Raw genomic sequence first — 12,539 nt, forward strand, 5'->3', positions numbered from 1 at the left:
TCAGTGGCCCGGCTGCGGCGCCGGCTGCTGCGGCGCGTTGCCGAAATCGACCGCCGGCGCGTTGGAGATCTGCGCTTCGTTGTCCACGGTGAAGTTCGGCTTGGTCTTGTAGCCGAAGAGCTTGGCGGTGATCACCTGCGGGAACGAGCGGATGTAGGTGTTGTAGTCCTGCACCTGCTGGATGTAACGGCCACGCGCGACGGTGACCCGGTTCTCGGTGCCTTCCAGCTGGGCCTGCAGGTCGCGGAAGTTCTGGTCGGACTTCAGCTGCGGATAGTTCTCGGTGACCACCAGCAGCCGCGACAGCGCGCTGCCCAGTTCGCCCTGGGCCTGTTGGAACTGCTTGAGCGAGGCTTCGTCATCGGCGTTGACATTGATCTGGCCGACACGCGAGCGGGCGTTGGTCACTTCGGTCAGCACGCGCTCTTCCTGGCTGGCGAAGCCCTTCACGGTCTGCACCAGGTTGGGCACCAGGTCGGCGCGGCGCTTGTACTGGTTGATGACCTCCGACCAGCTGGCCTTGACCGCTTCATCCTTCTGCTGGATGGCGTTGTAGCCACAGCCGGAGAGCAGGGAGGCCAGCAGCATCAGGGGCAGGACACGGGTGAACAGGCGCATGGCGGAGGTTCCGGGTGGGCTTGGCGCCGAGCATGCCATGGTTCGGGTGAAAGACCGGCCATCGGGCGCCGCCCCCTCCGCGGTGGCCATGCTCATGGATCGCGTGAGTAGTCCGGGCGGGTGGGCATGGCGGGGGACGCCGTGAATCCGTCCCTGGAGGCTTAGCCGCGCCATCCATGGCGCGGATACCCCCGCCACGCCCACCCGCCCGGCCTCATACGGTTTCCTGCCCACCGCGGGAAGATCAAAAGAAAAATCAAAAGCAAAACGCGGTTCTTCAGGCATTCGTGTCGACCAAGGTCGACACCTACCAGAGCGGGACGCCGTTCCGACAGATCGCGGAAAACTGTCGAAGGCGGGGTGGGTCAGTTTGCGGGGGCGTGAGCGCCATGGATGGCGCGACCGAGCCTACACGGACGTACTTGCGGCGTCCCCCGCAAACTGACCCACCCCGCCATCCCACGGATAGCCCGTTTTTGACGTTGACGTTGCCTCGGCGGGTGCAGGGCGCAGCCCTGCCGGAAACTCTCCCCCCCTCAGCAGGCCTCAGCCACCGCAGTGCGAGGACGCCCCAGCCATGCCAGCACCAAACCGGATGCCGCCAGCAGGCCACCGGCCACCGGAATTGCCGCGTAGCCCAGGCCCGAACTGATCACCGCACCGCCCAGCGCGGCACCCACGGCATTGCCCAGGTTGAACGCACCCACGTTGATCGACGACGCCAGGCCCGGCGCCTCGCTGGCCGCCTGCATCACCCGGATCTGCAGCGGCGGCACGATCGCAAAGGTTGCCGCGCCGAACAGCAGCACGCCCAGCGCCGCAGTAGCGTGGTGCATGAAGGCCAACGGCAGCACGAACATCAGCACGGCCAGGACCGCCAGCAGGATGCGCGTGGCGCCATCCAGCGACCAGTCAGCCATGCGCCCGCCGATGCCGTTGCCGAAGGTGAAGCCGATACCGATCAGCGCCAGCGACATCGCGATGAAGGTATTGGAGGCACCGGTCAACTCGGTCAGCACCGGCGCCACGTAGGTGTAGAGGGTGAACATCGCGCCCGCGCCGAGGACCGTGGTGCCCATCGCCAGCAACACCTGCGGCTGCAGGATCGCCTTCAGTTCGCGGCGCACGTCCGGGCGCGGACCCGGCGCAGACGCCGGCAGCGCGAAGCCGAGCGCGGTGATCGCGACCAGGCCCAGCACCGCAGTCCCGGCGAAGGACAGGCGCCAGCCCAGCTGCTGGCCCACCCAGGTGGCCAGCGGCACGCCACCGATGTTGGCGATGGTCAGGCCCATGAACATGGTGGCCACGGCAGCAGCCTGCTTGTCCTTCGGCACAAGGCTGGCGGCGACCACCGCACCGATGCCGAAGAAGGCACCGTGATTGAGACTGGTGACCAGACGCGACAGCAGCAGCAGGCCGTAGTTCGGGGCCAGTGCCGAGAGCAGGTTGCCCACAACGAAGATCGACATCAGCAGCATCAGCGCGGTGCGCTTGCCGAAACGGCCCATCAGCAGGGTCATCACCGGCGCGCCCAGCATCACGCCCACGGCGTAGGCGGTGATCAGCATGCCGGCGGTGGGAATGCCCACACCCACGCCGTCGGCGATGACTGGCAACAGGCCCATCGGCGCAAACTCGGTGGTTCCGATGGCGAAGGCGCCGACGGCAAGCGCCAGCAAGGCGGCTCTGGAATTCATGGGAGGTTTTCCTGGGGGCGGGAATCGGGAGTGCGTAGCCTGCGCGCTCTGCTGTTCCGGATTAAGCCTCGCCCCGGGAAAACACTGTTGATCCTGGTTCACAAGTGGCGGCAGCAACCCTGCTGCAGATGCAAAAACCGCAGCGCCGGTGTAGAACCGGGCCCCACAACGCAGAACCCCCGGCCAGGCCGGGGGTTCTGAGGGACGCACACGCCAGCGGCGCGCTTACCAGTTACCGGCGCCCGGCACATTGTGTTCGCGGGCGCGGCGGCGCATCAGCAGGTTCAGCCACTCCACCAGCACCGAGAAGCCCATGGCAGCGTAGATGTAGGGCTTGGGAATGTGCACATCCAGGCCATCCAGGATCAGCACCGCACCGATCAGCAGGATGAAGGCCAGCGCCAGCATCTTCACGGTCGGGTTGGCATCGATGAAGCGGCCCAGCGGGTTGGCAGCCAGCAGCATCACCGCCACCGACAGCAGGATCGCGGCGACCATCACCGGCACGTGGTCAGCGATGCCGACCGCGGTGATCACCGAGTCCAGCGAGAACACGATGTCGATGACCGCGATCTGCGCGATCACGTAGCCGAACACGGCCGAGGTCTTGGTCGTGCTCGGATCTTCATCCTCGCCACCGGTGATCATTTCCTTGATCTCCATCCAACCCTTGATGATCAGGAACAGGCCACCAACGATCAGCACCAGATCTCGGATGGAAATGCCCATGCCGGCCACGGTGAACAGGTTCGCCTGCATGTGCGCCAGGTACGCCAGCGATACCAGCAGGCAGATACGGGTAATACAGGCCACCGCGATGCCGAGCCGACGCGCGAACGGGCGGCGGTGCTCTGGCAGCTTGCTGACGGCGATGGAGATGAACACCAGGTTGTCGATGCCGAGCACGATTTCCAGCGCGCTCAACGTGAACAGGGTCAACCAGACATTCGGATCGGCAAGAAACTCAAGGGACATGGGAAGTCTTCAACAAGGGGGAATGAGGGATCAGCCGTAATTGCCGGCCATTGCATGCGGGACCACGACCAGCGCCCAGCACAGAAGCACGTTCATCATCAGCACGAAGACCGCCGCCGAGCCCATGTCCTTGGCGCGGCCGGCCAGCTCATGGATCTCGCTGCCGTAACGTTCGATCACCGCTTCGATGGCCGAGTTGGCCAGTTCCATCGCCAGCACCAGCAGCATCGAGCCGATCAGCAGCGCGCGCTCGACCGGGGTCTGGCCCAGCCAGATCGCGACCGGGGTCAGCAGAATCAGCAGGTAGACCTCCAGCCGGAACGAGGACTCGTGCAGCCAGGCGGCGCGCAGGCCCTGCCAGGACCAGCGGGCGGCCTGGACGATGCGGCGCGGGCCGCGGGGCAGATGGCCGAACTGATCAGCCACGGGTGGAACATCCAGCAACAGGGGCGCGGCGCAGCGACCGCTCAGACGCACGGCAGGGAATCATGGGTGCACAGGGATAGGCAGATGGCCGCCATTTTGCCACAAGGCCGCCAGCCGCATCCCGGCACCGGCCCGGTGAATGGACTGCCTAGGGCAAGCCCCGGCCCGCCCCAGCTTCTATGATGGCTTTCCCCTTCCCTGCTGGAGCGCCTGATGTCCCGTCACCGTACCCGCCTGCTGATGCTGGGCCTGCTGACCGTCGCCCCCCTGGCCCAGGCGCTGAGCCCGGCCAAGCCGCCGCGCGTGCCCGAGCAGGTCTCCAACGTGGCCTGGGCCGGCGACATGGCCCGCTTCGCCAGCGCCGACCAGGCCAACCCGCCGCCACGGGGCGGCATCGAGTTCATCGGCAGCTCCTCGATCCGCATGTGGGAAGGCCTGGCAGCCGACTTCCCCGGCCAGCCGGTGTTCAACCGCGGCTTCGGCGGTTCGGAAGTGCGCGACAGCACCTGGTATGCCGACCGCATCGTGGTGCCGTATGCGCCGTGCAAGGTGTTCTTCTACGCCGGTGACAACGACCTCAACAGCGGCCGCAGCGCCGTGCAGGTGCGCGACGATGTGGTTGCCTTCGTGCAGCGCGTGCATCGCGACCTGCCGAAGACCAGGGTCGAGTACCTGTCGATCAAGCCGAGCCCGTCGCGTGCGCATCTGCTGCCGGCGATCAACGAAGCCAACGCGCTGATCAAGGCCGCCCTGGCCAAGCTGCCCAATACCGGTTTCACCGACGTCTACACACCCATGCTCGGCACCGATGGCCAGCCGGATGCGTCGCTGTTCCGCGAGGACATGCTGCACATGACCCCGGCCGGCTATGCGATCTGGACCAGGGCGCTGGCGCCGAAGGTCAACTGCAACTGAGGGACTGCGGACGCCGCAGAGGCGCCACGCGCACGCCTTCCGGTAGATGCCAACCTTGGTCGGCATCTACCGAGGCAGCAGGTGCCGCCTCAGCGGAAGATTACCGTGGCCTGGGTGCCCTGGCCCGGCTCGCTGGCCAGGCTGACCTTCCAGCCGAAGCGGTCGCACAGCCGGCGCACGATCGACAGGCCCAGGCCAGTGCCCTGCGGACGGCTCGGCTCGGCACGGTAGAACGGCTCGAAGGCCCGCGACAGCGCGTCGGCCGACATGCCGATGCCGGTATCGCGCACCACTACCCGGTCGTTGTGCACATGCACGTCGATGCGCCCTTCGTCGGTGTAGCTGCAGGCGTTGCGCACCAGGTTGCTGACCACCACCTGCAGCACCCGCGGCGGCGCATGCAGCTGCACCGGGCCATCGCTGTGCAGGTGCACCGACACCGGGCGCGTACCCAGCAGTTCGTTGGCGTTGTCCACTTCATAGCGGACGATGTCGTTGACGTCGAACAGCTCGACCTGAGGCTCGACGTCGGCCTCGCGTGCCAGGATCAGGAAGGCATCGATCACCGCCTCCATGTCACGGCCGGCACGCTGGATGCGCTGCAGGCTGCGGCGCAGGCGCGGCTCCAGGCTGTCATCGCCCAGTGCCATGTCGCTGGCCACGCGGATGACGGTCAGCGGTGTGCGCAGTTCATGGCTGGCGTCGCGGGTGAAATTGCGCTCGCGCGCCACATGCGCGCTGACCCGGTTGGCCAGCGAATGCAGTGCGGCCGCCAGCTGCCGGGTCTCGCCCTGCATGTCCGCCGGCAGCTTGTTCGGTTCCAGGTCGGCTGCCTCCGGGTGGCCCGGATCCCAGCGTGAGACGCGCCGCGCCAGCCAGTTCACCGGCGACACCAGGCGCTTGGAGGCCCGATAGGTCACCCAGCTGGCGCCATACACCGCCAGCAGGGTCAGCAGCACCGGCACGATGCCGAACCAGAACGCCAGCATCTCCGCGCGCGAACGCAGGAACACCAGGTACAGGCGGCCGGCCGGGCGCACATCGACCAGCACCAGCTGGTCGTCCTTGGGCAGTTCGTGGAAGCCGGGTTCCAGATTGCGCAGGTTGGCCGGCAGCGACAGGGCCGACTGCCCGCTTTCCAGCAGGTAGCCACGGATGTTCTGGGTGTTGGGTGGAGGCTGTACCGGCGAGGCCTCGTGCAGCGTCCAGAAGTACGCCGCCTCCTCGCGCAGGGCGGCGCCGACCAGGCTGTGCTTGATCACCAGCGAAACCAGCCACGCACCGAGCAGGATGCCCAGGCTGGCCAGCACTGCCTGCAGGATGAAAGCGATACGGATCTTGCGCGGCAGGCCGTGCGGCATTGCGGAGTCCCGGTCAGAGCGCTGCGATTATAGGCAGCGCACCGCGCCGTTGGGATGCACGGGCGATGACCGGCGGCACTGCCGGACGATCATCCCCTGCCCTTGTGCCGGGCCGCAGCCCGGCCCGGCCTGCGGCTGCACCGGCGCGGGCCTGCTCAGGCCATCGGCTGGGCGATGTCGGCAATGCGGTAGCCGGCACTCTGCACGGTATGCAGCAGCGGACGGTCGAACGGCTTGTCGATGATCTTGCGCAGGTTGTACAGATGGCTGCGCAGGGTGTCCGAATCCGGCAGGCCGTTGCCCCAGATCTCGCGTTCGATCTCCTGGCGGGTGACCACGCGCGGCGATTCGCGCATCAGGATGGTCAGCAGGCGCAGGCCGATCGGCGACAGCTGCAGCTCGGTACCGGCACGGGTGGCACGCATGCTGACCGGATCGAGCACCAGGTCGGCGACCTTGAGCACTTCCGACCCCACCTGGCGACGTTCGCGGCGGATCAGCGCGCGCAGGCGGGCTTCCAGCTCCTGGATCGCGAACGGCTTGGTCAGGTAGTCATCGGCGCCGAAACCGAGGCCGGTGAGCTTGTCGTCCAGCGTGTCGCGTGCCGTGAGCATCAGCACCGGGGTGGACTTGCGCGCATCGTTGCGCAGGCGACGGCACACTTCGATGCCATCCAGGCGCGGCAACATCAAGTCGAGCACCACGACGTCATAGCTGTTTTCCGCCGCAAGGCGGTAGCCATCCAGGCCGTCCTGTGCATAGTCGACTTCAAAGCCGCGACCTTCCAGGTATTCCCCGATCATCTCGGAGATGTTGCGGTTGTCTTCGACCACCAGCACCAAGCCGGAGGTCTCCTTCGTCTGACGCATGTGATTCCCTCTAACTTCAGCTTTGTGAAACATGCCGGATCGACGGTGGACGCGATGTGAAGTTCCGTCAAGAGGGAAGTAAATCGTTCAGAGCATAGGGCGCAGCAGCGGCCAGACGTTGTCCAGCACCTTCGGCTGCGCCTGTGCGGTCGGGTGCAGGCCATCGGCCTGCATCATGCCCGGCTGCAGGGCCACGCCCTCCAGCAGGAACGGCAGCAGCGGCACCTTGTACTGCGTGGCCAGCGCCTTGTAGGCCGCGGCCAGGCGCTGGCGGTAGGCCGGGCCGTAGTTGGGCGGAACATCGATGCCCAGCAGCAGCACCTTGGCCCCGGCCTTCTGGCTGGCCTGCACCATCTTTTCCAGGTTGCCCTGCACCTGCGCCGGGGTCAGTCCGCGCAGCGCGTCATTGCCGCCGAGGGCAATCACCACCACGGTCGGTTTTTCCTTCGCCAGCAGGCCCGGCAGGCGGGTCAGCGCGCCGGCGGTGGTTTCCCCGCTCATGCTGGCGTTGACGATGCGTGCCGGGGTTTTCGACTGCTGCCTGACCCGCTGCTGCAGCAGGCTGACCCAGCCGGCGTCGACGGGGATATTGTGGGCTGCACTGAGGCTGTCGCCCAGGACCAGCACGGTGCCGGCCGGACCTTTGGCACAGGCCAGCCCGGGCAGCAGCAGGAACCCTAGCAGCAGCACCATCATCACGCCGGCTCGCCGGCTCCATCCCGTCTTGCGCATTGGAGTCTCCTCATCGACAGCCTGTCCCCCCGCAGCGCGTCCGTTGCCATCGCCGTCGACCAGGTCGGCAAATCCGTGCAGGGCCCGGAGGGTGAAGTCCACATACTGGACAACATCACCCTGACCGTCCATGAAGGCACCAGCGCGGCCATCGTCGGCGCCTCCGGTTCCGGCAAGACCACCCTGCTCGGCCTGCTGGCCGGGCTGGACCTGCCCAGCCGCGGCCGCATAGGCCTGGCCGGGCAGGATCTGGCGGCACTGGATGAGGAAGCACGTGCCCAGCTGCGCGCACGCGAGGTCGGTTTCGTGTTCCAGAGCTTCCACCTGCTGCCGGCGCTGACCGCCGCCGAGAACGTGGCGCTGCCACTGGAGCTGGCCGGGCGCGAGGACCGCGTACGGGTCGATGAAGTGCTGGCCCAGGTCGGCCTGGCCCATCGCGCCCGCCACTACCCGCGCCAGCTGTCCGGCGGCGAGCAGCAGCGCGTGGCACTGGCGCGCGCCTTCGTCACCCGCCCACGCATCCTGTTCGCCGACGAACCGACCGGCTCGCTGGACCACGCCACCGGCCAGCACATCAGCGACCTGCTGTTCGAACTCAACGCGAGCAGCGGCACCACGCTGGTGCTGGTCACCCACGACCTGCGCCTGGCCCAGCGTTGCCAGTACATCCACCGCATCGACAATGGCCGCCTGCTGCCGGTCGAGCGTGGGGCGCAGGCATGAACCTGCTGCGGCACGCGTGGCGCGCGCTGCGCCGCGAGGCGCTGGCCGGCGACCTGCTGACCGTGTTCGCCGCACTGGTGCTGGGCGTGGCAGTGATGACCGCGGTCGGCACGCTGGTGAACCGGGTCAATCTGGCACTGACCGGCAGCGCAGCGGAAATGCTCGGCGGTGACCTCGGCATTGCCGGGCGCGATGACCCGCCGCAGGCGTTCGCCGACGAGGCGCAGCGGCGTGGACTGGCCTTCACCCGTATCGCCAGCTTCGGCAGCGTGCTGTTCAACGGTGATGCCAGCCAGATGGCCAGCATCAAGGCGGTGCAGGCGGGCTATCCACTGCGCGGCACGCTGCGGGTGCGCAGCACGCCCGGTGGCGCGCTGATCGCCGAGGCCGGCATGCCCCCCAAGGGCCAGGCCTATGCCGACCCGCGCCTGCTGCAGGGGCTGGGGCTGAAGGCCGGCGATGACCTCGAATTCGGCGCCGGCACGCTGCGTATCGCCGGCATCATCGAGGCCGAGCCGGATGCCGGTGGCGACCTGTTGACCCTATCCCCCACCCTGCTGGTCAACCGTGCTGACGTGGAGGGCACCGGCCTGCTCGGCCCCGGCAGCCGCATCAACTACCGGCTGATGTTTGCGGGACCGGCGGGGCAGATCGCGTCCCTGCGCGAGTGGCTGCTGCCACAGGTGAAGGGCCTGCGCCTGCTGAGCGTGGATGACACCCAGCGCGGCGTGCGCCAGGCCTTCGACCTGGCCGGCCGCTTCCTCGGCCTGAGCGCGCTGCTGGCGGTGCTGCTGGCGGGCGTGGCCACCGCATTGGCGGCCAACCGCTTCGCCCTGCGCCGCATCGACCAGGTGGCGATCCTGCGCTGCCTCGGTGCGCGCCAGCGCGACATCCTGCTCGGCCTGGCACTGCAGCTGCTGATGCTGGCAGTACCGGCCTGTGCGCTTGGCATCGGCCTGGGCATGGCCGCCCAGGAAGGGCTGGTACAGGTGCTGGGCAGCCTGGTGCCGCAGCGCCTGCCACTGCCGGAGGCAATGCCGGCGCTGACCGGTGCCGGCATCGGCCTGTTGCTGCTGTTCGGCTTCGGCCTGCCACCGCTGCTGCGCCTGCGCGGGGTGCCGCCAATGCGCGTACTCAACCGTTCCTTCGCCACGCTGCCACCGGCCTCGCTGCTGGCCTACGTGGCTGCCTTGGCCGCCAGTCTGCTGCTGGCGGTGCAGGTCACCGGTGATCTCAAGCTGGCGCTGTGGGTGCTGGGCGGGTTGGCCGCGCTGGCGGTGGCAGCCGGCGTGCTCGGCTTCGTGCTGCTGCAGCTGCTGCGCGGCCTGCAGCACCGCCTGCACGGCCACTGGCGGTTGGGCCTGGCGGCGCTGACCCGGCGCCGGATGCTGGCGGTGATGCAGCTGGTGGGCTTGTCACTGTCGCTGTGCGCGCTGTTGCTGCTGGCGGTGACCGGCCCCGGTCTGCTGCAGCAGTGGCGCGAGCGGCTACCGGCGGATACGCCGAACTACTTCCTGATCAACATCCAGCCCGAGCAGCGCGACAGTGTGTTGGCCGCGCTGCGTGGACTGGGCGCCCACGACGCCAGCATCGAACCGATGGCCACCGGGCGCCTGATCGCCATCAACGGCAAGCCGCCGCTGCGCGTGGACCGCTCGCCGGAACAGAGCGGGCAGCCAGCGTCAGGCGAAGCACAGCGGGACGACGATGATGAAAACCGGCCGTTGAACTTCAGCTGGCGCAGCAGCTTCCCGCCGGCCAACACGCTGCTGAACGGCACGTTCTGGAAGGCCGACAGCACGGCGCCGCAAGCATCGGTGGAAATCGGCTGGGCCAGGCGCTACGGCGTGCATCCGGGCGACCGCATCGCCATTGCCGTGGGCGAACAGGAGCGCGAGTTCACCGTCACCAGCGTGCGCAAGGCGGACTGGAACACCTTCCGGCCCAACTTCTTCGTGCTGTTGAACCCCAACGCCGTTGGTGACACCCCGCACAACCTGCTGTCGGCGTTCCATCTGCCGGCCGGCAAGGCAGCCGGACTGGGCGAGCTGGTACGCGCGCAGCCCAACCTGTCGCTGCTGGACGTGGATGCGGTGATCTCGCAGGTGCGCGATGTGATGGAACGGGTTGCACAGGCGGTGCAGCTGGTGATGGTGTTCAGCCTGCTGGCCGGCGTACTGGTGCTGCTGGCCGCGCTGCAGGCCACGGCGGGCGAGCGTCGCTACGACAGCGCGGTGCTGCGCACGCTGGGCGCGACCCGGCGGCAGCTGCGCGGCGCGGTGCTGGTGGAATTCGGCGCGCTGGGCACCCTGGCCGCGTTGCTGGCGGTGGGGGCGGCGGCCGCCATCGGTGTGGCGGTCTCGCAGAAGGTGTTCGAGCTGCCGTTGCTGCCGCCGTGGCCGGGCCTGCTGATCGGCGGCGTGGCCGGTATCGGGTTGAGCCTGCTGGCGGGCTGGTGGGGTACGCGGGCGATCCTGCATACGCCACCGGCACTGGCCCTGCGCGAGGCCTGAGGCGGCGCCGGACCGGGGCGCGTGCCGAGCAAGCTCGGCACCTACCAAGAGCACATGACGGCGTTGCCAGTGTTCGAGGAACAAGCACATCCACGCATGGCGTGGATCTACTGGGCTTTTTCCACGTACTTGGCGAACACGTCGTCGATCTGCGTGTCCTTCACCTTCTTGCCGGCCTGGATCTCTTCGGCCTGGGTGAACAGCGGGATGATCATCGCCATGCCGTCGATCCTGGTCTTCAGGTGCACGCCCGGGGCCTGGCCGAGGAAGCCGTCCCAGCGCTGGCGCACCTTGGCCCAGTACCCAGCGGTGGCCTTCCAGTAGTTGCGCGCCGGGGTGAAGTCGATCTCGGTGGTCTTCACGTAGTCGTTGAAGCCGAACTCGCGTGCGATCTCCACCTGGCTGCCGTCGGCGTTGCGCTGCACCTTGGTGTTGAACTGTTCGTGGGTCCAGCCGTTCGGGGTCAGCGTGTGGCGGTTGATCACGGCCAGCGCGTTGTAGTCGCTGCGCTTGGTGTACTCACGGCGCGGCAGCGGGCGCCAGCTCAGGTCGCTGGTCCAGCTCGGCACGTTGTTGGTGTAGGTCCAGGTGCCGGTGCCGCAGTAGCGCGGTGCGTCGCTCACTTCGTACACGCACTGGGTCCAGGCGCCCTGGTTCACCGCCGCCGGAATGCTGCGCACCTTCCAGGTCTGGTCGGCACTGAACTCGAAACGGTTCGGTGCCTCATACACCCAGTCCTGGCGCCAGTGCTTGGTGATGTGGCCGCTCTTCTCATCCAGCAGCAGGTGCTGCAGCACGATGCGCTTCGGCGTGTCCTCGACCACGATGACCACTTCGCTGCCACCGCTGCGCATCGCCGGTGCACGCTCGTAGCCCGGCTTCAGCAGCACGGTCTCGTCGAACGCGAAGTCCACGGTGTACTCACCCTGCATGGCAAGGATGCTGTCGTGGTCGCGGGCGATATCGGAGGGCTGCGCGCTGGCCACGCCGCTGGCGGCGAGCAGCAGCATGGCGCTGGCTGTCTGGAGCTTCATCGGGGTCTTCCTTCGAGGGTGCAGATTCATTGAGGGGCCATCCGTGGCCAACGGGCGTTCCATCAGGAGAGGGTCACAGGCGGATCAGCGGCAGGTCGCCGGGAATCCGTGGCGCCGGGCGCCGGGCGGCGTCGGCACAACAACAGTCGTCGATCACCAGTTCGCCTTCAGCACCTTCCAGGCGTGCGATGCGGCGGGCGGTGGCCGCGCCCAGCGAGGACAGGGTCGACAGGCTGGCCGCCAGGGTGCGCCCGTCGTCGGCGGCGTGCAGGCGCAGCGCGCACAGGCGCCAGCGCTGGCCGCCGAGATGGCCGGCCAGGCGCCGCCACAGTCGTTCGCCGACGCTGCCATCGCTGTCGTGTTCCGGTCCCGGCGGCAACGCGGCCACCAGCCGGTCCCAGGCCAGGAAATCGCTGTCCGGTAGCAGGTACAGACGCCACACGCAGCGGCCGCGGCCATCGAGGAAGCACAGGCTTTCGCGCAGGCCCTCGCTGTCCACGCCCTGGCAGGCGTGCACGCGTACGGCCTGGCGCCAGCCACCCAGCTCGTTGCCGTCAGCGTGGTACAGGCACAACACGGTGCCGAGCGTGGCCAGCTGTGCCGGGGTCGGCCAGGCCCCGCTGTGCGGCGCGGCGATGGCGTCATTCCTGCGTGCGGACAGTGCTCGGCTCATGAG

General features: G+C 68.0%; 12 protein-coding genes. 3 read left to right on the top strand and 9 right to left on the bottom strand.

What is annotated here, in order from left to right; translation table 11 throughout:
- The 4 genes from AC5P6E_RS10250 to AC5P6E_RS10265 all read right to left on the bottom strand — a co-directional run bounded on the left by AC5P6E_RS10250 (window position 1) and on the right by AC5P6E_RS10265 (window position 3,716).
- On the bottom strand, window positions 1–618 hold the full coding sequence (locus AC5P6E_RS10250) for a LemA family protein (protein WP_019336335.1): 618 nt from the start codon (window positions 616–618) through the stop codon (window positions 1–3).
- 536 nt (window positions 619–1,154) lie between these two features.
- Window positions 1,155–2,315, bottom strand: coding sequence for an MFS transporter (locus tag AC5P6E_RS10255; protein ID WP_019338099.1), 1,161 nt, complete (start codon window positions 2,313–2,315; stop codon window positions 1,155–1,157).
- A gap of 225 nt (window positions 2,316–2,540) precedes the next feature.
- Window positions 2,541–3,290 carry a TerC family protein gene (locus AC5P6E_RS10260; RefSeq protein ID WP_010481853.1) on the bottom strand — a complete coding sequence of 250 codons (750 nt, stop codon included), beginning with the start codon at window positions 3,288–3,290 and terminating at the stop codon, window positions 2,541–2,543.
- Between the two features lie 30 nt (window positions 3,291–3,320).
- Window positions 3,321–3,716, bottom strand: a complete 396-nt coding sequence (locus tag AC5P6E_RS10265) for a diacylglycerol kinase (protein WP_010481854.1) — start codon at window positions 3,714–3,716, stop codon at window positions 3,321–3,323.
- A gap of 213 nt (window positions 3,717–3,929) precedes the next feature.
- Here AC5P6E_RS10265 and AC5P6E_RS10270 point away from each other — a divergent pair, with 213 nt between their 5' ends.
- Window positions 3,930–4,631 carry an SGNH/GDSL hydrolase family protein gene (locus AC5P6E_RS10270; protein ID WP_010481855.1) on the top strand — a complete coding sequence of 234 codons (702 nt, stop codon included), beginning with the start codon at window positions 3,930–3,932 and terminating at the stop codon, window positions 4,629–4,631.
- Window positions 4,632–4,720: 89 nt separating this feature from the next.
- Here AC5P6E_RS10270 and AC5P6E_RS10275 read toward each other — a convergent pair whose 3' ends face one another.
- The 3 genes from AC5P6E_RS10275 to AC5P6E_RS10285 all read right to left on the bottom strand — a co-directional run bounded on the left by AC5P6E_RS10275 (window position 4,721) and on the right by AC5P6E_RS10285 (window position 7,593).
- Window positions 4,721–5,992, bottom strand: coding sequence for a sensor histidine kinase (locus AC5P6E_RS10275; RefSeq protein ID WP_010481856.1), 1,272 nt, complete (start codon window positions 5,990–5,992; stop codon window positions 4,721–4,723).
- Window positions 5,993–6,147: 155 nt separating this feature from the next.
- Window positions 6,148–6,861: a response regulator transcription factor gene (locus AC5P6E_RS10280; protein ID WP_002811889.1), complete on the bottom strand. Its 714-nt coding sequence runs from the start codon at window positions 6,859–6,861 to the stop codon at window positions 6,148–6,150.
- A gap of 87 nt (window positions 6,862–6,948) precedes the next feature.
- Window positions 6,949–7,593, bottom strand: coding sequence for an arylesterase (locus tag AC5P6E_RS10285; protein WP_019338098.1), 645 nt, complete (start codon window positions 7,591–7,593; stop codon window positions 6,949–6,951).
- Between the two features lie 75 nt (window positions 7,594–7,668).
- Here AC5P6E_RS10285 and AC5P6E_RS10290 point away from each other — a divergent pair, with 75 nt between their 5' ends.
- Both AC5P6E_RS10290 and AC5P6E_RS10295 read left to right on the top strand, forming a co-directional pair.
- Window positions 7,669–8,316, top strand: a complete 648-nt coding sequence (locus AC5P6E_RS10290) for an ABC transporter ATP-binding protein (RefSeq protein ID WP_010481858.1) — start codon at window positions 7,669–7,671, stop codon at window positions 8,314–8,316.
- Window positions 8,313–10,829 (top strand): ABC transporter permease, encoded by a 2,517-nt coding sequence (locus AC5P6E_RS10295; RefSeq protein WP_329835178.1) that lies wholly within the window; start codon window positions 8,313–8,315, stop codon window positions 10,827–10,829. Before AC5P6E_RS10290 ends, AC5P6E_RS10295 begins: the two co-directional genes overlap by 4 nt.
- Window positions 10,830–10,936: 107 nt before the next feature.
- On the opposite strand, the gene AC5P6E_RS10300 is transcribed toward AC5P6E_RS10295, so the two are convergent.
- Both AC5P6E_RS10300 and AC5P6E_RS10305 read right to left on the bottom strand, forming a co-directional pair.
- Entirely contained in the window at window positions 10,937–11,863 is a 927-nt protein-coding gene (locus AC5P6E_RS10300) for a DUF6607 family protein (protein WP_019338096.1), read from the bottom strand.
- 73 nt (window positions 11,864–11,936) lie between these two features.
- On the bottom strand, window positions 11,937–12,536 hold the full coding sequence (locus AC5P6E_RS10305; RefSeq protein ID WP_019338095.1) for a hypothetical protein: 600 nt from the start codon (window positions 12,534–12,536) through the stop codon (window positions 11,937–11,939).
- Window positions 12,537–12,539: the final 3 nt, after the last annotated feature.

It is taken from the genome of Stenotrophomonas sp. YJH_SMC_16 (assembly GCF_059367875.1).